Source organism: Clostridium sp. BJN0013, from assembly GCF_040939125.1.
Classification (GTDB): Bacteria; Bacillota; Clostridia; order Clostridiales; family Clostridiaceae; genus Clostridium_B.
Window position 1 is genome coordinate 3,430,918 of sequence record NZ_CP162495.1, and the last position, 25,501, is coordinate 3,456,418.

The following is a 25,501-nucleotide window of genomic DNA, read 5'->3' on the forward strand; positions in this document are numbered from 1 at the left end:
ACTTTAAAATATGTTGTTAATTTTATTTCTTTATGATATACTAATATAATCAATAATTAATAAACACCTATATACGAAATTAAGATATATCAATTATAAGTGTTTTATCTTAGGAGGATAATAAATGAAAACAGGAACAGTAAAATGGTTTAACTCTGAGAAAGGATTTGGATTTATTGAAGTCCCAGGTGAAAATGATGTATTCGTACACTTCACTGCAATTCAGAGTAATGAGTCAAGAAAGAACTTAGAAGAAGGTCAGAAAGTTCAATTTGATGTTGAAGAAGGACCAAAGGGTCTTCAAGCTGCTAATGTTGTAAAATTATAATATAATTTTATAGCATAATAAAACATCTTAACATAAATGAACGAATGTTTTAACCACCTTTATTTTAAAAGGTGGTTTTTCATTTTTAGAAATAGCTTTTAATTCTTATATATTATTCCCTAGAACTTTTTCCTTCAATTTAAGCCCTGTATCTGTAACTGCAACCCCTCCAAGAGCCGTTTCCCTTAATTCACAGGGTAATTGCTTTCCCACTTTATACATGGCCAAAACAGTATTATCAAAAGGAATGTTACTGCAGACTCCTGCCATAACCATATCTGCTGTAGTTAACGCACTCACTGTTCCACCCACATTTCGCTTGGCACAGGGAATTTCTACAAGCCCTGCCACCGGGTCACATACTAAACCCATTATATTTTTTATTACTATAGCAGCAGCATCTAATGCTTGTTTGGGAGTACCCCCCATAATTTCAACTATTCCTGCCGCTGCCATGGCTGCCGCAGAACCACATTCTGCCTGGCATCCACCTTCTGCCCCGGACATACTGGCATTTTTAGCTATTATTATACCTACTCCAGAAGCAGTAAACAATCCCCTAATCATATCCTCATCTTTTTTATCTAGTATTTCTCCTGCAGTTATTATTGCTCCTGGGATTATCCCGCAGGAACCGGCTGTAGGTGCCGCCACAACTTTCCCCATAGCAGCATTTACCTCTGAACAAGATAAAGCTCTTGCCATAGCCTTTACCATATACTTGCCTGTAAGAGTTTCTCCCCTTTCATAATATTTATTTAATTTATAGGCATCTCCTCCTGTAAGTCCACTTATAGATTTCATTTTATGAGTTAACCCATACTCTGCAGAATCTTTCATCACATAAAAATTTTTTGTCATGGCCTTAAAAACTTCTTCTCTACTTCTATTCTCTGATTTCATTTCTTCTCCAATTACATATTCCCATATTTTTATCTTCTTTTTACTGCATATATCTATTAATTCACTGCCGGTATCAACCATATTACTCCTCCTCATTTACAGGATTTATAGCCCTTACCTTATATATATTAGGTATATTTTCTATTTCATCCACTACATCTTGCACAATAAAATCATCCACTTCAAATACCATAACTGCTCTGGAGCCTTTTATACTTTTTCTATATACTTTCATAAAAGCTATATTTATTTTATGTATATAAAGTATTTCCGATACTCTGGCAACCATACCTGGCATATCTAAATGATTTATAAGTATAGTAGGATAAACTCCTGTAAATTCTATTTTATCCTTATCCACTTCATTTATTACTATATTACCCCCTCCTATAGAGGAGCCCATTATTTGTGATACTTCGCCATTTTTTTTAGTTATAATAAATTTAACTGTATTTGGATGTACATCTCCTAAATCCTTTTCTATAAATTCTATGGAAATACCTCTTTTCTCTGCTATTTTCATAGAATTCTTTAAATTTTCATCCCATGGACTCATACCTAATATTCCAGCAACTAGTGCTTTATCTGTACCGTGTCCTTTATAAATTTTGGCAAAAGAACCATGAAGTAAAAACTGAACTTTTGAAATGTTACCTCCTGCAATAACTTCTGCAACTTTGGCCAATTTTGCCGCCCCTGCTGTATGAGAACTTGAAGGACCTATCATAATAGGTCCTAAAATATCAAAAACACTATATTCCCTCATAATTTAAACCAACCCCTTCACTGGAAGCTTTATATTTAAAATTAGTATACTATATTAATTTACATAAAATAAGTCATATTATACTATTAATTTGGTAAGGGCATTTTATCTATACACATACATTTTAAATGTTCCTTTATTTCTTCTATACTTTTACCTATACTGGCATCTACTACAGCTATTAGTGCTGATTCTACCAGTGCCCCATTTATTATTTGAACCTTAGATTGCATACTCTTATCTAAAAATTCAATTGCCATCTCCGCATTCATATATGCACTGCCTAAATCAAATAATATTAGCACTCCATCTTCACTATAAACCTTTTCTATAGCACTTTTTATCTTACATGCATCAGTACCAAGTCTGCCATCTTTTGTACCTCCAGCAGATGCTACATTACTATCTGGAGAAATTTGCTCAACCAGATTTTTTACTCCTCTAGCAATTTCACTACTATGGGATACGATTACAACGCCAACCATTAAAATAACCTCCTAATAAATTTAGTTAACTAAATTAACTCTTTTCTACTGCACATAGTTTTTTAACTCCTTCATAAACAGCATTCAATATAAGATAACTGGATGTAGCTCCAGGGTCTGGATACCCTATGCTTTTTTCTCCCAGATAACTGGCTTTTCCATTTTTACAAATTATACTTTCAGTGCTCTTTGCCCCTTTAAAAGCAGCATTTTTTACATTCTCAAGAGATTGTATACTATCTAATCCTTTACTTATAGAATATCTTAAAGAGTTCACCGCTGGTTCTATGGCATCTATCATAGTCTTACCTCCAAGCCTTCCTCTCCCTCTCATTTTAATCCCAGATAAAGCTTGTTCAAGCATTTTTAAAAAATCATTTATATCCACAGTTTGTTTTCCCTCTACTGTCATACCTGCTCTTATAAAAGCAGTACCATAAAGAGAACCTGACGCTCCTCCTGTATTTGATACCAAAATCATGCCAACTTTTTTAAGAATATATCCCACATCGCTTAGATCCTTATCCCTTAGTTTTCTTATCACAGCCGTAAATCCCTTGTCCAAATTCAAGCCATGATCTCCATCTCCTATAGCTGCATCAAGTTCAGTTAAATAATCTACATTTTCATTTATCAATGTAGCCATTCTATTTATTATTCCTATTACCTGTACTCCATTTATGCTCATATATATGTATCTCCTTCTACATTTATATTTTATATAAATAGCCATTTTTAGCAGCTACGTTATCGTTTACAGCTATACTATCTCACCATCATAATATCCTCTTTATATTTGTTACATATAATATATAAGAAATATAAAAAATGTGCAATGTTTTATTCATAAAATAAAAAAATAATTTGGTACATTTATAATTACAGCTACATAATATAAATAGAAGTAAAAGTACGCCAACTATACTTTTTAAATACTTTTACTTATTATAATAAAGCTAACAGGAAGTGATTTCAATTGTCCTATGGTGAAATAAATTACGGCTACAGAGGACTTATAACGGGCGTAAATGCAAAAATTCCTTTAAAAAATAATAAATTTGTAACTGCCATAAATTTTGATAACGCAGCTACTACTCCACCTTTTAACTATGTTTTAAAAAAAATAAATGATTTTTCACCATATTATTCCTCAATTCATAGAGGAACTGGTTTTAAATCTCAATTTTCCTCTGAAGCTTATGAACTTTCAAGAAATACTATATGTAATTTTGTCCACTGCGACAGCAAAGAAAATACAGTGATTTATGTGAAAAATACTACAGAGGCTATAAATAAATTATCCTACATTTTCAACGACTTATATAAGGATTCAATTATATTGACCACTCGAATGGAACATCATTCTAATGATTTGCCCTGGAGACATAAATTTAAAGTAGATTATGTGGAATTGGACGAGCTTGGGAAATTAAATTTATCAGATTTAAAATATAAATTAAAAAAGCATAACGGTAAAATCAAACTAGTATGTATAGCAGGAGCTTCCAATGTAACAGGCTATAAAAATCCAATATATGAAATAGCAAAAATTGCCCACAGCTTTGGAGCAGAAATTCTTGTAGATGGTGCGCAAACTGTAGCTCATTATCCCATATATATGAATCGTCCATTAAAGGAAGAGTGTATTGACTATCTAGCTTTTTCTGCCCACAAAATGTATGCTCCTTTTGGCATAGGTGTACTGATAGGCCCCAAAAAAACCTTTCAGAATAATATAGATCCAGAATACAGTGGAGGTGGTACAATAAAACTGGTAACAGATGATTATGTACTTTGGGCTGACCCTCCTGAAAAAAATGAAGCCGGAACTCCTAATGTAATAGGAGTAATAGCCCTCACAGCTGCAATAAAAGTATTAAATAAACTAGGTATGGATGCCATAGATAATAAAGAAATGCAGCTTTATAATTATGCTTTAAACAAAATGATGAAACTTCCAGATATTATTTTTTATGGTGATATAAAGCCCAATTGTGATAAAGTTGCCATATTGCCTTTTAATATAAAAGGCATTCATCACGAAACCACTGCAAAGCTTCTTTCAAGCCTTAGTGGCATTGCAGTAAGAAGTGGATGTTTTTGTGCTCACCCCTATGTACAAAGACTTTTGAAACTTTCTCCGGATGAAATAAATTATTTTAAATATAACTATAATGATTTCCGTCCCGGTATGGTTAGATTAAGTTTTGGATTATATAATACTTATAATGAGGTGGATATTTTAATTAATACCTTAAAAAAGATAATTAAAAACAAAAGTACTATAATATAATAAATTTGTCTTTATAATACAACATATATTTCAACAGAATATGTTGTATTATAATTTTTTGCATTATTAAAAGATAATTAATGTGTAATTAAATTCACAAGTTCCATAGTATACCTTAGATCTTTAATACCTATCATTTACCAGAAAGTCCTGCAGACAATATAAATAACATAATTATTGGAGTACTGTCACATATAATCCACCCTAAAAATATAAATATAAGGTTCATTTTACCATATCTTCTGTAAAAGTATAGTATAAGATTATATATAAAAAATAAATTGGTCATAATAAATATAAGTATTATCGGAATTGGGTTTGATATTCCATAAACTACTACAATATGGAGCATAAAAATTAATGCTAAAACAGTAGTTATTATGAAAAATATTTTAAGTCCGTCCCTATTTTTAACTTTAAAAAATATATAATATCCATCATATATACATAGTGCCAGAGGAATCAAAGCAATAATTTCTAATTTATCCACATAAAAATATGCTGCAGTCAAAGCTGCTACAAAAAACAATATTTTAATATTAAAATTCAAACTTTTGTCATTCATTATAAACTATCCCTTACCTCCATATATTTTTGATACTTTCATGTTTTTAAATATACCAAGTACATATTCCTTGTTATAATAATACTTGAAAAATAAAATTTATTCAACATAGGAGATGATATATTGTCACTTTTAATATTACAGATTTTTATTATATCTATACTTGCAGGCATAGTTGGATCCATATTAGGCCTAGGTGGTGGAACTATAATTACTCCTGCTCTTACTATTTTGTTTGGTATAGATATAAAATACGCTATAGGTGCCAGCTTAATATCAGTAATCGCTACCTCCAGCGGTTCTGCTGTAGCCTACATAAGAGATAAATTAACCAATATAAGAATTGGAATGTTTCTTGAAATAGCTACTACCCTAGGTGCTACAACAGGTGCTTTTCTGGGTGGAATTATAAATCCATATTATCTCTATTTTTTATTTGGTATACTTCTTCTATATTCTGCCTTTGCCATGTTTAAAAAAGGTAGGATGGAATCCACTGAAATTATTCAGGCTCACCCTCTTGCAGAAAAACTTAAACTAAATGGACAATATCATGATAAATTTTTAAATGAGGATATATCATACAAAGTATCCGGAGTCCCTTCAGGATTTGGAGTAATGTATGGTGCTGGAATTATTTCAGGCCTCCTTGGAATTGGAAGTGGAAGTTTTAAAGTTATGGCTATGGATTTATTCATGAAATTACCTCTAAAAGTTTCCAGTGCCACCAGTAATTTTATGATGGGTGTTACTGCCACTGCCAGTGCAGGAATATATCTTTCAAGAGGAGAAATTGACCCTAAAATTTCTGCTCCAGTTGCCCTTGGAGTTTTATTAGGTGCCACAATAGGCGCTAGAATTATGGAAAATATGAAAAGCAAAACTATCAGAAAAATATTTGTGCCTTTTCTTATTTATATTTCAATACAAATGATATTAAAAGGATTAGGAGGTAAATGATGAAGGATCATACCAGTAATGAAAAAAATGTACATAATATAGAATTAATAATAGGAATATTTTTAAGAATAGGAATAATACTAAGTTCAATTATAATCCTTACAGGTCTTATAATGTTTTTGACATTAGGTTATACAGGATATTCACCAAATTATTATCCCACCTCTCCTTTGGAAATATTAAAAGACAGCATCTATTTAAAACCCTATGCCATTATAATGTTAGGGTTATTGTCCTTAATATTGATACCTATGCTGCGTGTGGCAATATCTATACTAGTATTTTTAAAAGAAAAAGACTTTTTATATGTAAAAATCACCACATTAGTACTTTTAATACTTATATTAAGTTTTTTTACAGCAAGATGAGTCAATTTATAGTTTTAAATGCTTATCCTCCAGCTAGAAAAGTTGGAGGATATCTTAAAATCTATTTAAGTTCTTTTAACACCTCTAATAAATACTTCCATATTCTCTGTGTAGAAGATATGCTTAAGTGTTCATCTGGACTATGAATATCCAAAATATTAGGTCCCATGGATATCATATCTAATTCATCATTAAATTTTTCTGAAAAAATTCCACATTCAAGTCCCGCATGAATTGCACTTATTACTGGTTTTTTCCCAAATAATCTCTCATATACTCCTACCATAACCTCTCTTATTTTAGAATCATCTCTATATTTCCATTCTGGATAACTTGATTCAGCTACCACTTTAGCCTTTGTAAAATTTCCTATAGTCAATATGACACTAAATATATTATCTCTTAAACTTCTCACAGAGCTCCTTATTGAACTTAGACACTCCACACTATTCTCCCTAGTTACAACTGTACCTAAATTTAGTGAGCTCTCTACAAGTCCTTCTATATCCATACTCATACTTTGGACTCCATTAGGAATTAAATACATAAAATTAATTACATTTTCTGTAGTATCATTAGACATAACCTTTTCCGGTAATATATCTATAGATTGTACTTCTATCTTCAAATCTGAATCTGAGGTTTTAAATTCATCTTTTAAAACTTTTTCTAACATTGTCACCTTATCTTTCACTATAGATTCGTATTTAGAACATAATACTATAATAGCTTCTGAATCAGAAGCTATAACATTATGTTTAGTTCCTCCCTCTATCTTATATATTTTAAAATCTGTATCCTCCTTCAGGTTTTTGAGTACACGTGCCATAATCTTATTTGCATTTGCCCTACCCTTGTGTATTTCTGCACCAGAATGGCCACCTTTTAAACCTTTAATTTTTATTGAAAAAACTTTATCACTTTTATCTGGATTATCCCAGTTTATGGGAATACTTGCTTTAGCTGAACATCCCCCAGCACAACTTACAAGTAATACCCCTTCTTCCTCTGAATCTATATTTATAAGAATTTTTCCTTTTATATTTTGGGGATCTAATGCTACAGCTCCATTCATACCAGTTTCTTCAGAGGTAGTAACCAATAATTCCATTGGAGGATGAGGTATATTCTTAGAAGCTAAAATAGCAAGCCCCATTGCAACCGCTATACCATCATCTCCTCCAAGAGTGGTACCTGTAGCATATATCATGTCATCTACTACCTTTAACTTTAGTGGATCCTTAGTAAAATCATGCTCTACTCCTGAATTTTTTTCACATACCATATCCATATGTCCCTGTAGTATTACACCTGGACTATTTTCAAATCCTTCAGTCCCTTTTTTCCTTATGACTACATTTAATTCTTTATCCTGTATAGCTTCTAAATTATACTGTTTTGCAAAAGAAACTAAATAATCACTTATTTCTTTTTCATTTCCTGATTCTCTGGGTATGCTGCTAATTTCCTCAAAGTATTTGAATACTTCAATTGGTTCAATATCCTGTAATACTCCACTCATATTAATCATCCTTTCCTAGGGTAATAATAATTTTATTAAGTTTTCCTTAAATTCAAATAAAGGTTTTTTCCATTTAAACCTCAGAAGAATTTATCCTTAGACACAACATCGCTTACCTCTACTTTAAAGAAAATGGAGGTTATTGCACTGGTAACCTTAGGATAAAATTGAAACATACAACAATATACTTAATAAAGTATACTTACATTATACCACTTAAAGAAAACCATTTTATAGTTATATAGCATATCAAGTAATTTTTAGGTCCAGGTGGAGTTTACTCATTAAGAATGCCTTTTTCCATCTAGCCTTAGAAAAACTTATAAAGAGGTGTTCTTTAGATAAATCCTTAATTGGAGCATTTGACATAAAATATAAATATATCTAAAATATAATTGTATAATATATGAAAAAACAATTTAAAATATCCAAACACTTTATTTAAATGAGGTATACAAATGAAAATGTCTAAAACCATAATAGCAGATTTATCTTTATTATTTGCAGCCATGTTATGGGGAGGAGGCTATACTGCCACTAAAAATGCTTTAAATAATATAACTCCTTTTTATATGATGGCTATAAGATTTATTTGTGCCGGAATTTTAATTTCGGCTATATTTTTTAAAATAATTATAAAAACATCTATAGAAGATATTGTTCGTGGTTTTGTAATAGGCATATTTTTATTTTTAGCCTTTGCCGCCCAAACTATAGGGCTTAATTATACTACTGCAAGCAAACAATCTTTTTTAACTTCAGTTTATGTAATTATACTTCCATTTATATACTGGAGAGTATTCAAGACAAAACCAAAATTAAATGCCTTAGTTTCTGCAATAGTTTCTCTTATAGGAATATTTATTCTAAGCTTAAAACCTGGCATGCATTTAGATATGAATATTGGTGACTGGCTTACCCTTTTAAGTGCAGTATTATTTGCATCCCATATAATTTCCATAGCCTGTTTTGCTAGAAAATCAAATCCTATAATACTATCTGTATTGCAGATGTTTTCGGCTGGCATTCTTTCCATTATATTTGCCGGTATATTCGAGCCTAATTTGAGTCAAATACCAAAAAATGCCTTATTCTCGCTTTTATATTTGATAGTTTTCAGTACCATGATAGCTTTTTTAATTCAAAATATAGCTCAAAAATATACTAATCCTAATCATGTAGGTATACTATTATCTCTTGAATCTGTATTTGGTGCTATTTTTTCAATAATATTTTTAAAAGAAGTATTTACTTTAAATATGATGTTGGGATCAAGTATAATATTTTTATCTGTAATAATTGCAGAAATGGATTTTAATATATCTGTAAATAAATAATAGTATTATACCATCTTAAGCATATTTTCCTAAATGATTCTTAGATTAAAGTGAAATTTTCTCATAAGGAATGATTTTCTTAGAAGAACTTATTTAGGCGCGTAACAACTCCTATACCTCACTTTGATTTTGTATCTGAAGATATGTTAATTTTATTTTTATCTACAAAACTAATCTCAACAGATTTTTACTTGTATTTATGTTCCAATTTATATATAAATTGGAACATAAACTTTTTACCCGAATTTTTATAAATTTTATCTACTATATCAAATTACACAAATTTCACATTACTATGTCATATCATAGTCATAATCCTTAATTATAATTTGTATTGAAAAGAAACTTAAATAAAAGAAAGACTTAAAAAACATTACTGTATAATAAAAAATTTTAGGAGGTATTAGAAATGTTAAAAACAAGATACAAATTACTTTCAGCTTTAGTACTTGCAGCACCACTGCTAGTAAATACAGGGGTTGCTACAACGGTACAAGCATCTTCTGTTAATAATGCAAAGGCCAGTATAGTTTACAAATCTTATTATTCTTTTGAAAACTTTGAAACTAAATTAGATGGATTAGTAGCATCAGGAACTATAAGTCCAAGTCAGGAAAATATAATATTGAACCTATATTATAATAATAAAATAACAACCAGAGAAACTTTTAAGGCTCAATTAGATGCTTTAGTTGCAGCAGGAACTATAACACAAAATCAAGCAGTGTCTATATTAAATGCATTTAGTGGTTGGGGGCCTAGTTGGCAAATACCGGCACATAATAATCAGACTCATAATATAAAACCACATAATCCCTCTAAATAAAGTTTATTAAATTTAAAAAATTTTAAGTAAATATATAAACTTTAGTCAAAGGAAAATTATGCTTTTAGTTAAAAATGCACTTTATGAATAGGTGCATTTTTAACTCTAATAATTCTTTATCTTTTTTGATCTCTAATCTTTCTTTAATTGACGTGACATCTTGACCACATTCTCAGTATTTTTTTGCCTGTAAATTTACCAATAATTTATTCATTTCTTAGTTTGTAACTTTATAACTTTTGTATTCTTGTACTATCCCAACCATTGTATCAATTTTATTTTTATATTCCTAGTCTAACGCTTTAATATTATCATATTTTAAAATTTCAATCTTAGTTTGTAAATCCTTTAATTGTTTTTTGATTTTTCTAGTATATTAATACCAAATGCCAAACCAGCTATTTTTATAACTCCCTTCACGTTTCACACCAAGTCAAATAAAGTGTTGTTTAAAAGAAGAAAAAAGAATCAAATTGGGAAAGGAATTGTAAAGAACGATTAAAATTATTATCTTCTTTGCTATAATAACAAATGACAAAAATAACTGCATATTCCGTATATATAATAAAAGAAGCAATTAACCTAACCAAAATGATATTTCCCAAAATACAAATGCGTATTAACATACGCATCTTGTGAATAAAATATCAGCACGCTGATAACTAACAATTTTAGTGTTTAACAAAAAACTTTTGAACACCTAGCTATTAATGATTTTGTCTTAAGTATCTTTAGGGTTAAAAACCAACTTATATCCATATCCATATACCGTTTCTATAGTTAATTTACTTAATTTTTTCCTGAGTCTTCTTATTGTATCATCTATAACTCTATCAGAACCAAAATAGTTAATACCCCAAACATTTGTCAAAATTTGTTCTCTTAAAATCAAACTATTCTTATTTTCAGCAAGATAGCTTAATAATTTAAATTCCTTATTAGTAAGTCTGAGTTCTTCACCTTTAAATAAAACCATTCTTTGTTTTTTATTAATGAAATATTCTCCAATTTGTATGTTTAAATTTTGTGTTTCATTATCAGTACCATAAATTTTTGCCATAAGGTTATTGATTCGTATAATTAACTCCCTGGGTAAAAATGGTTTTGGTAAATAGTCATCACTGCCAAGTTCCAACCCCACCACTCTATCAAATTCCTCATTTCTTGCGGACATAAATATAACAGGTGTATTTTTGTTATTTTGTTTTATACATTTAATTAATTCATATCCATTTATATCCGGAAGCATTATATCTAGTATCCAAAGATCTGGCATGTCTTTTATCCTGTTTTTCGCACAACTTCCATCAGAAAAGGTAGTTACATCATAGCCCTCATTTTTAATATATTTTTCAAGTAAAATATTTAAATTATATTCATCTTCAACTAAATATATTTTTTTAGCCAACTCTATCACCTCAACTTAAATCAGCATTATAGTTGAGTAAAATTCTAAGGTCTTTATTTTAATAAATTCATAAGATTTATAAAAAGTAATTTTTATTATTAAAATGTACAACTAGAATTTCTATATATTCAAATTTTTTACATTACGACAATCACGTGATTAATGATTGTATGGTCATCTATAAAAAGTTAGAGAGAAACCTTTGACTTCTCTCCGATTTTTCATAAAATATCATTTATCGAGATACTTATTTAGATACTTTGGTATTATTACTGCTATCACATACATGTACAGTTATGACAATCTTTGTATTTACTAACAGTGGTGATGCAAGTATTAAAGCTGAAATAATTTGCATTTCATTTTTAATATTTTTGATCCCTCTTAAATTTTTTATTGTTATTTAATATTATAACTAAAAATTATAGTTATAGTATCAAATAGTAATGTGAACTTTATGTGATCTATAAATCAAGAACATAGTTTCTATCTATATATAATAATTCATTCTCTTGTAAATATATCTTTTACAGTTGCAAGGTATAGCCAGCCTTCATGTGTACCAATATAACTGATGTCAGTCACCCACACAGAATTTGGACTTTTAACTTTAAAACCTTGATTTAAAAGATTTTCAGCTACCGGAAGTTTATAAGCGGAGTATGTAGTTGCCTTGAATTTTCTTTTCCTTTAAATCTTTACAAAGAAGATATACCAATGTGATGCCATGCGTTTTATTAAAAAACTTAAAGTATTGGATACAATAAAATCTACAATTGATACATTAAAACTTAGAAATATAATTATCAATCGTTTAAATTTTCCTGTAAATACTTACTATAATAAAATAATGAAATATGAAAGATTTCTAAAAGCATGCCCTAGAATAATGATTGTAAATTTAGAAATTATAAATCAAAATATTAGAGGTGTAGTAAATGATAAAATCTATAAAATCAAAATTGCATTTAAAAATATATTCTAAAATTGATCTTAATAAGGGTACTAAAAATTATATTAAAAAGATAGAAAAAATATATACCTAATAACAATATTAGAAAAGATAAGAAAGGATAACTATTATGTTTGATTTTATTGCATATCCTACAGGGCATATTTTAAGGTTCATGTATGAAGTATTATCATTTAAAAATTACGGAATTGCCATTATTCTGTTGACAGTTATTATAAGAACATTACTGCTTCCACTATATATAAAGCAGTATAGATCAACCTCAAAAATTAGCGAAATTCAGCCGAAAATAAAAAAGATTCAGGAAAAATATAAAAATGATAGTGAAAAGTTAAATCAGCATATGATTGAACTGTATAAGGAAAATAACATAAATCCGGCAGAAGGATGTCTTCCACTATTACTACAAATACCTATTTTATTTTCTCTTTATTACGTTGTATCCCAGCCTCTAAAATATATGTTTGAAATAAATTCATCCATAATTGACAAATTATTCAATACTATACCTCATAACATGATTACTATAAAGAATATGCTTAATACATCTGAAAATAAAATGCAAGATTCTATTCAGAAAAATATGCTTTTATTATCGCCAATCATGACTGGATTTATTTCATTTCAGGTACCTGCAGGCATGGGACTTTACTGGATAATAAGCAATATATATCAAATATTTCAGCAGATGTTTATGAACAAATTTATTATAAAAAAAGAGCCAAATTTAAATGTAAAATATAATAATAAAGTTAAAAGGAGGACTTTTTTATGAAATTTGATTTAGACAATTCTAAAAGAAAATTAAAAGAAACCGCAATAAGAACCGGCTTTCAAATAATTAATAAAAATCCAGAAAAAGATGTAAATAAATTATTTGAGCTTGCTGAAAAGACAAGTAGAGATGAATTCACAAAGAGCAAAATTATAAGTATAAAAAAATACTACAATGAAATGCCATCAGTAAAAGAATATATCGAAAATATATTAAAAAATACAAATTGGTGCTTCAGTGGCGGTATCAAATAAGAATATAAAAACTGTTACTTCAGATGAGTTTATAGATATGTCAGTTGAAAATGGGACGAATATGTCCGACGGTTAAAAGAGTATCCAACTTCAATTTAAAAAAAGGTACTACAGAAAGTGAAAGAACAGTATATTTAATAGAATATTTCAAAGAAATTCAGAATCCTTGAAAAAACTTCTTAAAAATCTCTTTGATGGGCTAACTAAATTAATTGAAAAGTATATATTAAATAATTTTATAAATCATGAAGAACTAAAGACATATTCTTCAATTTCATTATCTAAGTTGATATTGGGTACACTTTTTAGAACATCCGTTCAAATGATGTTAAGTGATGAAAAAAAAGATTACATGAATACACTGTCTACATTAAAATTAATACTTATTTAAAATCAATCTTAGGTGCAGATTTGTTTTTGACATAAAAGAAATGAATTTGTAGAAAAATAGAAGATCTTATTACTCTTTTGCAAATTTTAAATCTAAACTAGATGCTTTAGTTGCATCAGGGACTATAACACAAAGTCAAGCAGTGTCTATACTAAATACATTTAGTGGTTGGGGTTCTAGTTGGAAAATACCAGCTCCATCTAAAGACTCACATAATAACAAAAAAATACTTGATAAGACAAACAATACTACTTCGTCATCTAATGTAGCTGGACAAAATAATGTTCATTAAACAAATTAAAAATTGATTACATTTATAAAACAATACCACATCGGCAAAAATAAGATATTGTTGTGTTAAAAATTAAAGTATTTCTTAAATTGTAAATGAGCTGTTGCATAATTAAATTATGCAATAATTCATTTTTTATATAAATTCAGAAATAGAAGAAGATTACTATCAGATATCAGTCAATATTTTGGTGTATTTTTCTTTATTGAATTTATTCAGTTGTATGTTGGCTACTTCACAGAGGCAAGGAAGCTTCTTGATCCAACCTTAATTTTAGTATAAAAGAGTTGGAGAGCTACACATAAATTACGAATTACAGATAAAATATTTATAAATTAAAAATACTTACTTAAATCATAAGTGAAAAATTAAATAAACATTTTTATTCTTTTGTAAACTTACTCCAGATACAAGAATGCAAGTTTTTACGGGTTGAACTATAAATTACACAAACTTCACATAACTATTTGATACTATGCCCACAATCATTAGTTATAATTTTTTAAAAGAAACAATTAAATAAAACAATTCATCACATATTATGTGGTAAAAAATTAGGAGGTATTAGAAATGTTAAAAATGAAATACAAATTACTTTCAGCTTTAATACTTGCAGCGCCCCTACTAGTAAATACAGGGATTGCTACAACGGTACAAGCATCTTCTGTTAATAATGCAAAGACCAGTATAGTTTATAAATCTTATTATTCTTTTGAAAACTTTGAAACTAAATTAGATGGATTAGTAACATCAGGAACTATAAGTCCAAGCCAGGAAAATATAATATTGAACCTATATTATAATAATAAAATAACAACCAGAGAAACTTTTAAGGCTCAATTAGATGCTTTAGTTGCAGCAGGAACTATAACACAAAATCAAGCAGTGTCTATATTAAATGCATTTAGTGGTTGGGGGCCTAGTTGGCAAATACCGGCACATAATAATCAGACTCATAATATAAAACCACATAATCCCTCTAAATAAAGTTTATTAAATTTAAAAAATTTTAAGTAAATATATAAACTTTAGTCAAATAATATTTTGTTAAATATAACACATAAAAAATTAGGGGGAAGTTAATAAAAAAACTTTTCTCTAATTTTTATGTATAACCATATAATTCTAATTATGTGATTAATCCTACGTAAAAAAATTTGAGTATAGAGGAATATCTGTATGGTTTAATAAAAGTCACCTATTATAAGTATTATGAACCTATTAGAATAAAAGCCTTAGAATTTTGCTCAACTATAATACTAATTTAAGTTGAGGTGATGGAATTGTCTAAAAAGATATATTTGGTTGAGGATGAATATAACTTAAACATTTTACTTGAGAAGTACCTTAAAAATGAGGGCTATGATGTAACTACTTTTTCTGATGGAAGTTGTGCGAAAAACAGGATAAAAGATATGCCAGATCTTTGGATACTAGATATAATGCTTCCAGATATAAATGGATATGCATTAATTAAATGCATAAAACAAAACAACAAAAATACACCTGTTATATTTATATCCGCAAGAAATGAAGAATTTGACAGAGTGGTGGGGTTGGAGCTCGGCAGTGATGATTATTTACCAAAACCATTTTTGCCCAGGGAATTAGTTATACGGACCAATAACCTTATTGCAAAAATTTATGGTACTGATAATGAAACACAAAATTTAAACATACAAATTGGAGAATATTTCATTAACAAGAAACAAAGAATAGTTTTATTCAAAGGCAAAGAACTCAGACTCACCAATAAAGAATTTGAATTATTAAGCTATCTTGCTGAAAATAAGAATAGTTTGATCTTAAGAGAACAAATTTTGACAAATATTTGGGGTAATAACTATTTTGGTTCTAACCGGGTAGTAGATGATACTATAAGAAGGCTTAGAAAAAAAGTAGATAAGTTAACCATAGAGACAATATACGGATATGGTTATAAATTGGTTAGCAGCCATGAAAATATTTAAGGCAGAATCATTAATGATTAGAATATGGGTAGTATTTACAATCGTAACTCTTACAATAATTTGCTGCATTTCATTTCTATATTTAGTGACTTTTAGAGTTTTTGATGAAAATGCTAAGATTGAAGATTTAAAAACGGCTCATGAAATATTATTAAAAAATAATATTTTAAATCAACCCTTAAAGTTTGATAAATTAAGAAATCTCACTAACATGCAAAATTTGATTGTTGATATAGATAAAAATAAAGTAATAATGATAGATGTACATTTCCCTCATGATAAATCACATTTACCAGAAGACTATAGAAAAAATGAAGAAAAAAAATGGTTAGCAGGCTTTATTAAATATATAGAAAAAGATGAGAAACAGTTTAAAAAATACCATAATAATGTTAAATTCCTTTTTATAATAAGTCCAATAAAAAGTCAAAATTCCGAAAAAGCATATTTGATCACCTATATGCCATATTTTTTAGATAAAAGTATACTTTATAAAGCTACCCTTACAGGTATTATATTTATCTTTATAGCTTTTTTTACTTCAAAACTTGTTGCAGGATACATCTCAAAACCACTTAAAGAATTAGAAGATTATACTAAGAAAATAGCTAATAAACATTGGGGAGAGCCAATTAAAATAAGAAGTAATGATGAAATTGGAAGCCTTGCAAATTCTATGAATGTGATGCAAAAAAAATTAAAGTATGCTGAAGAAAGTGAAAAGCTATTTTTTCAAAGTATATCCCATGATTTAAAAACACCAGTTATGGTTATCATGAGTCATGCTGAAGCAATCATAGAAGGTATGTATATAGATTCTGTTGAAAAAACAGCTGAAATAATAAAAGATGAAGCTATAAGTCTTGAAGAAAAAATCAAACAAATATTATATTTAAATACCCTAGACTATATGTTAGAAAATAATACAGAAAATAAAAATATGAATTTAGAAGATGTTCTTAACAAAATAATACACAGGTTTGAAACATTTAACAACAACATTAAATGGGATCTAAATATTAAAAAAAGTATCATTTGGGGCAATAGAGAAAAAGTAATAATTTCTATAAAAAATATACTAGACAATGCACTAAGATATGCAAAAACTACTATAAAAATAACGCTAAAAGAGGAAAATAATTTTGCTGTTCTTGAAATTTATAACGATGGAAATACTATTAGAAATAGTGATATAGAACGCATATTTGATAGCATGTACAAAGATAAAAAAGGGAATTTCGGTCTTGGACTTGCTATATCAAAGAAAATAATTAACTTTTACAGAGGAGACATTAAAGCAGTAAATAGATCAAACGGTGTAAGCTTTATAATTAAATATCCAAATTTATGCTAAACATCAAGTGATTCTTGGGTTCAGGTAGAGCTTATGAGAAATGCTCTTCTCCATCTGAACGTTAGAAAAACTTATCCATGCGCGTTATCTGTGCTTATCTCCCACTTTGAAAAAAATGAGAGTATTAGCTAATTACCGCGTTCGGATAAATTGTAGGCATATATTTATCTTTATTCAAATACATGTCTACAATATTTTTTATAGTTCAACAAAACTATAGACATTATCAATATAGTCTTAAAATATAGTTTAGTTATAGTTATAGATTGGTTAATCATTAAAATCCGCTAAATTCCATCTAAAACTTCCTAGGTTGTCCAAACTATTTAGATACATTAAGAGATACATTTATTTTGAATGCTTGTATCCTGAACAATTATTGGATGACCCACTATTGTGTCCTGAATTATTAGATGCAGAATCATTATTTTTAAAATTATTAGATACATGTTTGTCATTTTTTGAATTATTATCTAATGTTGGTGACGGTATTTCAAAAGTAGGCTGCCAGATAGTAAATAAATTTAATATAGATACTGCTTGACTCTGTGTCATAGTTCCCACTGCAACTAAAGCATCTAATTGAGCTTCAAAAGTTTCAAGCGTGATTTTACCGTCATAATATAAATTTAATATTATTGTCTCCTGAGCTTGCGTTATAGTTCCTGCTGTTGCTAAAGTATCTAATTTAGCTTTAAAGTTTTCGAAAGAAACATATGATTTATAAATTATATTTGAGCTATTATGTTTAAAAGCATTTTCGTCAAATATATTAGACGAACCTGTATTACGGAATACTACATTAGATACTTTGGTATTATTACTGCTGTCACATGCATGTACTGTTGTGGCAATCCCTGTATTTACTAGTAGTGGCGCTGCAAGCACTAAAGCTGAAAGTAATTTGTATTTCATTTTTAACATTTTTGGTCCCCTTTAAATTTTTATTGATATTTGTTACTATTTGATATTATAACTAAAAATTATAGTTATAGTATCAAATAGCAATGTGAACTTTATGTGATTTATAAAGAAGTTTTGGAGCCACTTATTGTAAATGTGCTTCCAAAAAGGAAACCTATCTTGGCTACAAGCTGCACATGCTGACTACATTAAATGGATTTATAACCGATTTTGTTCTTACTCCTGCCAATATAGATGGCCGTGATGGCATTTGGTTAATTAATCCAAGTATATTTTATGCCAGGGATACTCTGAATATTTTTGTTACTATAATATTCCTGATGGCTAAAATTTTTATTTAGCACAACAGGTTAACTTATTCACTTTTTCCTTTATCTTTTCTTATTTTACTAATTATTTCAGGTACTAATTCTATAAACTTGTCAATATTGGCCTTATTCTTTATAGGGAGCATTTTAACTGTATCATCTTTTATTACAAGTACAGCATCCGGAGTTATCTTTGCACCTGCACCAAGTCCTGAACCTACCCCTTCTTGCTTGTTTCCAGAATCAGAACCTTCTCCTCCTCCAGTTCCACATCCAAAGGTCACAGTTATAAATGGTACTAAAATAATACCTTCTACATTTATAGGTTTACCTACAACAGTTTCTGTTTTAAAAAAATTTTCTAATTTTGAGAATAATACTTCTGCATTTTCTTTGATATCCACGATAATTACCTCTCCTCCATTAATTTATTTTATTTCATCTGCACTTTTAAATTTACTTTTTCTCATCTTTGATTTTCTTTTAAATTTTACTTTTAATTTAATTATTATATTTTCACATGCATTACATACAAGGAATTTAAGTATTAAAATAATTAAAAGTATGATTCTTGTTTTTCCACTAATCTTTACTTTTAAATTAAAAACTTTATTGAGAAAGTCAGGATTTAATTTTATGGAATGTGAAGGTAAAAGTAAAGAAATAGCTCCTACAAATCCACTTAGTATTCCTGTTATGTAAGGATCTTTAAATCCATAACTTCCTTCTATTTTCATATATTTAGGTTTAATTATGGAGATAAATTTAACTAAATAATCTTTATGTTTATGAACTATTTTAATTGTATCTGCTACGTTAAAGGATATACCTCCCATATCATATTTTATCTTATCTTTATTGCGTTTATCACGTTTAAAATCTGTTTTTAATTTCTTTTTATAAAATAATATTTTTATGAAAATTTCTATATTTTCATTAGTACCTTTTCCTATTATGGAAATGATATTCAAAAATGTACTTATTCTTATATCATAGTCTATTTTATGTTCTATATAAATTAATTGAACTTTATACTTTATATTATTAAATATTATAGCCATAAAAAAAATCATAAGGAGCAATATTATAATTCCTATTATTTTAAGAAAAACCAAATCAAATATCCCCTCCCTAATTTAATACAATTTGATCTTTTCATCCTTACTTTCTATTTTAAAACTAAACAAGTTTATATGGCAATAACTCTTAAAAAAATATTTAAATATATATATTTTTGATATAGTTTCTGCTAAACTTTATATAAAGTTTACTTTATAGGGGGGTAAATTGTGCTTTTCTTTTTATATTTATCAGGAATATTAAGTATTTTATTAGGCTCATTGTTATTTAGAAGACAAAACAGAAAATTAAAAAATAAAAAATTTAACAAAAAACAACTGTTAGAATATTGGATAAAAAGAATGTTTGTAAATATAATTGTAATGTGCATATTGTGTATATTTTTATTAGTTATTGTTCCACTTTTAATATGGCTTATATCCCCTAAAGAAGTAGGTATTATGGACAAGATCACTGAAACTAAAAATTTATCTCCAATTTCAGCTTCTAATAAGAATTATACAAAACAAATAATAAAAAATAATATTAAAATTTACACTGTAAATATAGGAAATGCTAAAGAGCCAAATCTTATAGATTTTGAAAAGGATTCTGTAGAAATAGTATCTACTAAAAAAGAAAGTCCTAAATACGAAAAAATAGCTAGATATAAAATGACAAAACTAAAAGGTGATAACATAATATCATCTGCTGTAAATGATATATATGCTAATATATACACTCAATATGATGAAGGAAAATTTATAGAAAATAAAGTGAAAATATTTATACCATCAAGTGGCTCTTAGCTTCAGGTGGAGTTTGCTTATAAGAAATGCTTTTCTCCATCTGCTGAACCTTAGAAGAACTTATCCGAGCACGTAGCAGTGCTTATCTTCCACTTTGGAGAGGCTGGGAGTATTTGCTAATTACCGTATTCGGATAAAATATTACAGCATTTGTATATTAAAGTCATTATAACATATAAACTTCAAGGAGGTACTAAATGTTCAATTACTATGGGTTTATTATAGGATTATTTATGTTACTTTTAACAGGTATTGGTCATATTGTCGTAATAAAGGGTGAATATCATTTAGGAGCACGCATATGGCCTATATTTCTGATTATAAGCATCAGCAGCATACTGCTTTCTACCATAGTAGAAAATAATATACTATCTGCATTCTTGGGAATTTTAGGATTCACTTTCCTTTGGGGAATACTAGAGTTATTCAAACAGAAAAGAAGAGTTGAAAAAGGTTGGTTTCCTAAAAAAATAATAAAAACATATTTTAAAAGATTCAGAGGTTAAACATGAACAAACACTTTTTTATAAAACTAATAGGGTTATTGGCAGTAGTTATATCCTTACTTTTAATTTTTATATATAGAAATTATATATTAAAAAATGAAATAACCTATATCTATAAATACAGTCAAATTCAAATTCCCTTGAATAATAAAACTAAATTAAATAATAATGACACAAAAAATATTTCCATAAAAGACGAAACTAATAATAGTATTTATGCCTATGTATTTCTAAGTGTTGATGGTAAAACCCTCATAATAAATCCTCCTATAGATGGATTTCATGAAAATAGCAAAATTTGTATTGAAATAAATAAAGATAAAACATTATATTTTAAAGTAAAAGAACATCCTCCCATTAAAGTATCTAAATTTATAGGAGAACCTAAATATGGCGATATAGTAGGAACTACTGATAAATTTATGGGGTACAAGTACGATCATCTGGGAATATATATAGGCAATAACAAAGTTATTCACTATTGCAGCAGTACAGGTAATGCCATAGACGCTAAAATACAAGAAACAAACATGGAGCCCTATTTTAGAAAGGGAAATTACTTTATTTTAAATATAGAAAACACTGTGCCATTTAACTCTCGAGAAACTGTAAGAAGGGCAAAGACAAGATTGGGAGAAAAAAATTATAATTTACTACAAAATAATTGTGAGCATTTTGTTATATGGTGTAAAACAAATAATTCAGAATGCTTCCAGCTAGAAAATTTATCTGAAAAAGAAATGGTTCAAATAAAAATATTTACATCACTAGGTATAAATTTACAATAAAAGGTTGAGAGTTATGGAAAAATATTTTCCACAACTCTTAGTTAAATCACCGCTTTAAACTTAATACACCTTTTATTGAATTGTATACAGTCCTTTGCTTTCCATATACTTATAAATGGATTCTCCATGCTTTTGTTCTTCCTTTTGTATATGATTTAATACATCCCTGACATTTGTATCTTTAAATTCAAATATGGAAGTATCATATGTACCTGAAATATACTTTTCTGTCATAAGCATATCCTTGCACATATCCGCATCAGAAACCTGATTACCTGCTGGTAAAGAAGAACTAGAAGAATTATTCATACTTGAATTCACATTAGTTGTACTTTGTTTGTTATTTGTATCAGGCACCTGACCCTGTAAAAGGCTGTTAATGCTGTTTAAATGTTCCTGCTCAATTGAAGCATTATTTAAAAATAGCTGTTTTAACTGAGAATCCCTTGCCTGATTAGCGTAATTTGTATACTTCTGTATACATACAGCTTCATGGCTTTTCTGATCTTCTAATAATGACCTTTCCTTATTACTTAAACTTACCGAATTAGCTAAATTCATTGACATAAAAAACACCTCCAAAATTATTATGTATCCCCATTAATAAATTTATACAAAAAAAACTTCAAATAAAATATATTTTCATTTGAAGCCATACTAGTTACTTAATCGTATAATATATAGAAAGATTTATGTAAACTCCCGGTAAATAATAAATATATAAATTGGAGGGTACACAAATTATATAGTGAAAAACATTTATGGGAGTTTACACAAACTTATTTATTAAATTAGTCATTATAATATATTCATTAACATGATTATATCATTAAACCAATATATTTAAAACCTCTATATTAATAAATTTTTCAAGATATATCTTTGAAATAATTTACGTTAACACAATTTACAGCTTTGAATATATTATCATTGTAGAGAGAATATACGAGGTGAAAATATTGTATTCAAGATTTATTCCCTATGTAAATCCCCAGTTTATGCGTAATTCTAATCTTCCTCCTTCTTCGGGTAGAAGGCTTGCAAGAGCATACGTTCCTATGCAGCCTTATATAGGCCTACTTCCTTTAAATATTGCATTAAAAAAAGGTACTATATTCCCAAACCTTGTTATGCCTTACCCTGAAAATGAAGATTGTGTAGGAGGAAAATAAATATGGATAACCGCGAAAATTTACTGAATAAAATTCGTCAATTGGAATTTGCTACACTAGATTTAAGTATATTTTTAGATAACTTTCCCGATAACAAAAAAGCATTATCAGACTTCAATACATTCTCAAAACAGCTTATGAAACTTATAAGAGAATATGAACTAAACTTTGGTGCTCTATTTAATTTTGGCTTCTCCCAAAGTCAGTACCCCTGGACATGGGTAAATGAACCCTGGCCTTGGGAATCTGACATGTAGGAGGTAGTATATATGTGGATTTATGAAAAAAAATTACAACATCCTGTAAATATTAGATGTAAAGACCTTCAAATGGCAAAATATCTGGTTGCCCAATACGGAGGTCCCGATGGGGAATTAAGTGCCGGTATTAGATACTTGAATCAACGTTATACTATGCCTACCGGTAAAACCCAAGGACTACTTACAGATATAGGTACTGAGGAATTAGCCCATGTTGAAATTATAGCTACAATGATATATCAACTATTAAAAGATGCTACTATAGATGAAATTAAAGAAGCAGGACTAGCTTCCCACTATACCCAGCATGGTAAAGCTACTTTTCCTGTAGATGCCAATGGCGTTCCATGGACAGCTGCATATATTCAAGCTTCAGGAGATCCTATAACAGATCTTCATGAAGATATGGCCGCTGAACAAAAAGCCAGGACAACTTATGAACATCTAATAAAGTTAACAGACGATGCCGACATAATAGATGTTTTGAAATTTCTATGGGCAAGAGAAATTGTCCATTTTCAACGTTTTGGAGAAGCTCTTGTACAAATACAGGACTTCATGGATACTAAAAAATGCTTTTAATAATGATTGATAATTAACAAATTGAGAGTTAAGGATTACAAATAAGTATTTCTTTAACTCTTAACTTGTTATTTGAGGACTATTATTTTTTAGGAGTACTTGATATTCTACCCTCCTATAAATTGTCCTCCATTTATATGTATAATTTCACCTGTAACATAAGAAGATTCCGGTGAAGCAAGAAATACATAAGCTGGTGCTATTTCCACTGGCTGTGCAGGTCTTTTTATAGGACTATTGGAACCAAACTTACCTACTTTTTCAGCACTAAAGGATGACGGAATAAGAGAAGTCCATACTGGTCCCGGTGCTACTGCATTTACCCTTATATTTCTGCCTATCAAAGATAAAGCCATAGAACGGGTGAAAGACACTATGGCACCTTTTGTGCAGGAATAATCTAAAAGTGTTTCATTACCACTATAAGCAGTTATAGATGAGGTATTAATTATAGAACTTCCAGGATTAAGATATGGCAATGCAGCCCTGGTAAGATAAAACATACTAAATATATTAGTTTTAAAAGTCCTTTCCAGCTGTTCATTTGTTATATCTTCAATACTATTTTGGGTAAATTGTACTCCAGCATTATTTACTAATATATCTATCTTATTAAACTTATCCATGGTATTTTTAACTGCAGTACTGCAAAAATTATCATCTGAAATATCCCCTGGTAATAACAAACACTGTCTCCCATTTTTTTCAACAATTTCTTTTGTGTATTTGGCATCATCATGTTCGTCATAATAAATTATTGCCACATTGCACCCTTCCTTTGCAAAAGCTACAGCAACTGCCCTTCCTATACCGCTGTCTCCTCCCGTAATTAATGCGACCTTGTCTTTTAACCTATTGTTTCCATTGTAATTTGGATCTTCAAATACAGGTCTGGGATTCATTTGAGATTCTATACCCGGATGTCTATTTTGTATCTGTTCAGGAACAGCTTTAGGAAAGTTTAAGTAAAATTCATTATTCATATTTTATAAATCCTCCTATACTATTTTAAAATCAATTAACAATAGTATTGGTAGATATAAAAATTATAATTCATAAAATATAATAAATTAAAAAAGAGCAGGTTAAACCTTACTCTACTATTAGAAACTACTTAAATCATTTATTTTGGTGCGAAGGATGGGACTTGAACCCACACGATGTTACTCGCTACCCCCTCAAAGTAGTGCGTCTGCCTATTCCGCCACCTTCGCATTCTTCACATTATTTACATTCTTAAAATAATAAAAGTATTATTTAATTCATACAACTTCAAACATACCATATCTCCCAGCCTAACATTACAATAGTATTATAATCACT

The 25,501-nt window shown here is 28.8% G+C and carries 31 protein-coding genes, 1 tRNA gene and 2 pseudogenes; 20 read left to right on the forward strand and 14 right to left on the reverse strand.

Annotation, left to right across the window (positions count from 1 at the left end):
- The first annotated feature begins 124 nt into the window (after positions 1-124).
- Positions 125-328: a cold-shock protein gene (locus AB3K27_RS17760; RefSeq protein ID WP_368488686.1), complete on the forward strand. Its 204-nt coding sequence runs from the start codon at positions 125-127 to the stop codon at positions 326-328.
- A gap of 105 nt (positions 329-433) precedes the next feature.
- On the opposite strand, the gene sdaAA is transcribed toward AB3K27_RS17760, so the two are convergent.
- From sdaAA to dhaL, 4 genes are all read right to left on the reverse strand, one after another.
- On the reverse strand, positions 434-1,312 hold the full coding sequence (sdaAA, locus tag AB3K27_RS17765) for an L-serine ammonia-lyase, iron-sulfur-dependent, subunit alpha (RefSeq protein WP_368488687.1): 879 nt from the start codon (positions 1,310-1,312) through the stop codon (positions 434-436).
- A 1-nt stretch (position 1,313) separates the two neighbouring features.
- The gene (gene sdaAB, locus AB3K27_RS17770; RefSeq protein WP_368488688.1) at positions 1,314-1,997 is read right to left on the reverse strand and encodes an L-serine ammonia-lyase, iron-sulfur-dependent subunit beta; all 684 of its coding nucleotides are present in this window, start codon (positions 1,995-1,997) and stop codon (positions 1,314-1,316) included.
- Between the two features lie 86 nt (positions 1,998-2,083).
- Entirely contained in the window at positions 2,084-2,482 is a 399-nt protein-coding gene (gene dhaM, locus AB3K27_RS17775) for a dihydroxyacetone kinase phosphoryl donor subunit DhaM (RefSeq protein ID WP_368488689.1), read from the reverse strand.
- Between the two features lie 34 nt (positions 2,483-2,516).
- Positions 2,517-3,170: a dihydroxyacetone kinase subunit DhaL gene (gene dhaL, locus AB3K27_RS17780; protein WP_368488690.1), complete on the reverse strand. Its 654-nt coding sequence runs from the start codon at positions 3,168-3,170 to the stop codon at positions 2,517-2,519.
- Positions 3,171-3,458: 288 nt separating this feature from the next.
- On the opposite strand from dhaL, the gene AB3K27_RS17785 reads away from it, so the two are divergent.
- Positions 3,459-4,775: an aminotransferase class V-fold PLP-dependent enzyme gene (locus AB3K27_RS17785; protein ID WP_368488691.1), complete on the forward strand. Its 1,317-nt coding sequence runs from the start codon at positions 3,459-3,461 to the stop codon at positions 4,773-4,775.
- Positions 4,776-4,908: 133 nt separating this feature from the next.
- Here AB3K27_RS17785 and AB3K27_RS17790 read toward each other — a convergent pair whose 3' ends face one another.
- On the reverse strand, positions 4,909-5,340 hold the full coding sequence (locus tag AB3K27_RS17790) for a hypothetical protein (RefSeq protein WP_368488692.1): 432 nt from the start codon (positions 5,338-5,340) through the stop codon (positions 4,909-4,911).
- A gap of 120 nt (positions 5,341-5,460) precedes the next feature.
- Between AB3K27_RS17790 and AB3K27_RS17795 the strand changes: the two genes are divergently transcribed.
- Positions 5,461-6,300 (forward strand): sulfite exporter TauE/SafE family protein, encoded by an 840-nt coding sequence (locus AB3K27_RS17795; RefSeq protein WP_368491274.1) that lies wholly within the window; start codon positions 5,461-5,463, stop codon positions 6,298-6,300.
- Positions 6,300-6,668, forward strand: a complete 369-nt coding sequence (locus AB3K27_RS17800; RefSeq protein ID WP_368488693.1) for a DUF1634 domain-containing protein — start codon at positions 6,300-6,302, stop codon at positions 6,666-6,668. Before AB3K27_RS17795 ends, AB3K27_RS17800 begins: the two co-directional genes overlap by 1 nt.
- Before the next feature lie 61 nt (positions 6,669-6,729).
- Here the strand turns inward: AB3K27_RS17800 and AB3K27_RS17805 are convergent, their stop codons facing one another.
- Positions 6,730-8,190 carry an aminoacyl-histidine dipeptidase gene (locus tag AB3K27_RS17805; protein WP_368488694.1) on the reverse strand — a complete coding sequence of 487 codons (1,461 nt, stop codon included), beginning with the start codon at positions 8,188-8,190 and terminating at the stop codon, positions 6,730-6,732.
- Positions 8,191-8,648: 458 nt separating this feature from the next.
- Between AB3K27_RS17805 and AB3K27_RS17810 the strand changes: the two genes are divergently transcribed.
- Positions 8,649-9,527 carry a DMT family transporter gene (locus AB3K27_RS17810; RefSeq protein WP_368488695.1) on the forward strand — a complete coding sequence of 293 codons (879 nt, stop codon included), beginning with the start codon at positions 8,649-8,651 and terminating at the stop codon, positions 9,525-9,527.
- A 409-nt stretch (positions 9,528-9,936) separates the two neighbouring features.
- Positions 9,937-10,353 (forward strand): hypothetical protein, encoded by a 417-nt coding sequence (locus AB3K27_RS17815; protein ID WP_368488696.1) that lies wholly within the window; start codon positions 9,937-9,939, stop codon positions 10,351-10,353.
- A gap of 721 nt (positions 10,354-11,074) precedes the next feature.
- On the opposite strand, the gene AB3K27_RS17820 is transcribed toward AB3K27_RS17815, so the two are convergent.
- A complete protein-coding gene (locus AB3K27_RS17820; protein ID WP_368488697.1) occupies positions 11,075-11,761 on the reverse strand; it encodes a response regulator transcription factor in 687 nt (228 codons plus the stop codon).
- A gap of 507 nt (positions 11,762-12,268) precedes the next feature.
- Positions 12,269-12,451: pseudogene (locus AB3K27_RS17825) on the reverse strand (IS3 family transposase); the annotation flags it as partial.
- Between the two features lie 37 nt (positions 12,452-12,488).
- On the opposite strand from AB3K27_RS17825, the gene AB3K27_RS17830 reads away from it, so the two are divergent.
- From AB3K27_RS17830 to AB3K27_RS17860, 7 genes are all read left to right on the forward strand, one after another.
- Positions 12,489-12,746: a hypothetical protein gene (locus AB3K27_RS17830; protein ID WP_368488698.1), complete on the forward strand. Its 258-nt coding sequence runs from the start codon at positions 12,489-12,491 to the stop codon at positions 12,744-12,746.
- 97 nt (positions 12,747-12,843) lie between these two features.
- Positions 12,844-13,509 (forward strand): YidC/Oxa1 family membrane protein insertase, encoded by a 666-nt coding sequence (locus AB3K27_RS17835; protein ID WP_368488699.1) that lies wholly within the window; start codon positions 12,844-12,846, stop codon positions 13,507-13,509.
- Positions 13,506-13,763, forward strand: a complete 258-nt coding sequence (locus AB3K27_RS17840; protein WP_368488700.1) for a hypothetical protein — start codon at positions 13,506-13,508, stop codon at positions 13,761-13,763. Before AB3K27_RS17835 ends, AB3K27_RS17840 begins: the two co-directional genes overlap by 4 nt.
- 166 nt (positions 13,764-13,929) lie before the next feature.
- On the forward strand, positions 13,930-14,154 hold the full coding sequence (locus AB3K27_RS17845) for a hypothetical protein (protein WP_368488701.1): 225 nt from the start codon (positions 13,930-13,932) through the stop codon (positions 14,152-14,154).
- A gap of 862 nt (positions 14,155-15,016) precedes the next feature.
- Positions 15,017-15,433: a hypothetical protein gene (locus tag AB3K27_RS17850; RefSeq protein WP_368488702.1), complete on the forward strand. Its 417-nt coding sequence runs from the start codon at positions 15,017-15,019 to the stop codon at positions 15,431-15,433.
- Between the two features lie 296 nt (positions 15,434-15,729).
- The gene (locus AB3K27_RS17855; RefSeq protein WP_368488703.1) at positions 15,730-16,416 is read left to right on the forward strand and encodes a response regulator transcription factor; all 687 of its coding nucleotides are present in this window, start codon (positions 15,730-15,732) and stop codon (positions 16,414-16,416) included.
- Positions 16,403-17,770 carry an ATP-binding protein gene (locus AB3K27_RS17860; RefSeq protein ID WP_368488704.1) on the forward strand — a complete coding sequence of 456 codons (1,368 nt, stop codon included), beginning with the start codon at positions 16,403-16,405 and terminating at the stop codon, positions 17,768-17,770. Before AB3K27_RS17855 ends, AB3K27_RS17860 begins: the two co-directional genes overlap by 14 nt.
- A gap of 348 nt (positions 17,771-18,118) precedes the next feature.
- Here the strand turns inward: AB3K27_RS17860 and AB3K27_RS17865 are convergent, their stop codons facing one another.
- A complete protein-coding gene (locus tag AB3K27_RS17865; protein ID WP_368488705.1) occupies positions 18,119-18,694 on the reverse strand; it encodes a hypothetical protein in 576 nt (191 codons plus the stop codon).
- Between the two features lie 107 nt (positions 18,695-18,801).
- On the opposite strand from AB3K27_RS17865, the pseudogene AB3K27_RS17870 reads away from it, so the two are divergent.
- Positions 18,802-18,948, forward strand: a pseudogene (locus AB3K27_RS17870) (IS982 family transposase); the annotation flags it as partial.
- A 101-nt stretch (positions 18,949-19,049) separates the two neighbouring features.
- Here AB3K27_RS17870 and AB3K27_RS17875 read toward each other — a convergent pair.
- Both AB3K27_RS17875 and AB3K27_RS17880 read right to left on the reverse strand, forming a co-directional pair.
- Complete coding sequence (locus tag AB3K27_RS17875) at positions 19,050-19,409, reverse strand: GerW family sporulation protein (RefSeq protein WP_368491275.1); 360 nt, start codon at positions 19,407-19,409, stop codon at positions 19,050-19,052.
- 21 nt (positions 19,410-19,430) lie between these two features.
- Positions 19,431-20,117, reverse strand: coding sequence for a DUF2953 domain-containing protein (locus tag AB3K27_RS17880; protein WP_368488706.1), 687 nt, complete (start codon positions 20,115-20,117; stop codon positions 19,431-19,433).
- 174 nt (positions 20,118-20,291) lie between these two features.
- Between AB3K27_RS17880 and AB3K27_RS17885 the strand changes: the two genes are divergently transcribed.
- The 3 genes from AB3K27_RS17885 (at position 20,292) to AB3K27_RS17895 (ending at position 22,164) form a co-directional block, all read left to right on the forward strand.
- Positions 20,292-20,870, forward strand: a complete 579-nt coding sequence (locus AB3K27_RS17885; RefSeq protein WP_368488707.1) for a hypothetical protein — start codon at positions 20,292-20,294, stop codon at positions 20,868-20,870.
- Positions 20,871-21,067: 197 nt separating this feature from the next.
- Complete coding sequence (locus AB3K27_RS17890) at positions 21,068-21,376, forward strand: DUF4491 family protein (RefSeq protein ID WP_368488708.1); 309 nt, start codon at positions 21,068-21,070, stop codon at positions 21,374-21,376.
- 2 nt (positions 21,377-21,378) lie between these two features.
- Positions 21,379-22,164, forward strand: a complete 786-nt coding sequence (locus AB3K27_RS17895; RefSeq protein ID WP_368488709.1) for a lecithin retinol acyltransferase family protein — start codon at positions 21,379-21,381, stop codon at positions 22,162-22,164.
- Between the two features lie 72 nt (positions 22,165-22,236).
- Here AB3K27_RS17895 and AB3K27_RS17900 read toward each other — a convergent pair whose 3' ends face one another.
- The gene (locus AB3K27_RS17900) at positions 22,237-22,731 is read right to left on the reverse strand and encodes a spore coat protein (protein ID WP_368488710.1); all 495 of its coding nucleotides are present in this window, start codon (positions 22,729-22,731) and stop codon (positions 22,237-22,239) included.
- A 383-nt stretch (positions 22,732-23,114) separates the two neighbouring features.
- Here AB3K27_RS17900 and AB3K27_RS17905 point away from each other — a divergent pair, with 383 nt between their 5' ends.
- The 3 genes from AB3K27_RS17905 to AB3K27_RS17915 are packed head-to-tail and all read left to right on the forward strand — an operon-like array spanning position 23,115 to position 24,178.
- The gene (locus tag AB3K27_RS17905) at positions 23,115-23,336 is read left to right on the forward strand and encodes a spore coat associated protein CotJA (RefSeq protein ID WP_242951402.1); all 222 of its coding nucleotides are present in this window, start codon (positions 23,115-23,117) and stop codon (positions 23,334-23,336) included.
- 2 nt (positions 23,337-23,338) lie between these two features.
- On the forward strand, positions 23,339-23,593 hold the full coding sequence (locus AB3K27_RS17910) for a spore coat protein CotJB (protein WP_011989245.1): 255 nt from the start codon (positions 23,339-23,341) through the stop codon (positions 23,591-23,593).
- A gap of 12 nt (positions 23,594-23,605) precedes the next feature.
- Entirely contained in the window at positions 23,606-24,178 is a 573-nt protein-coding gene (locus AB3K27_RS17915; protein WP_368488711.1) for a manganese catalase family protein, read from the forward strand.
- Between the two features lie 107 nt (positions 24,179-24,285).
- Here AB3K27_RS17915 and AB3K27_RS17920 read toward each other — a convergent pair whose 3' ends face one another.
- Both AB3K27_RS17920 and AB3K27_RS17925 read right to left on the reverse strand, forming a co-directional pair.
- Complete coding sequence (locus AB3K27_RS17920) at positions 24,286-25,161, reverse strand: SDR family oxidoreductase (protein ID WP_368488712.1); 876 nt, start codon at positions 25,159-25,161, stop codon at positions 24,286-24,288.
- Positions 25,162-25,307: 146 nt separating this feature from the next.
- Positions 25,308-25,392: transfer RNA gene (locus tag AB3K27_RS17925), tRNA-Leu, on the reverse strand.
- Positions 25,393-25,501 lie beyond the last annotated feature (109 nt).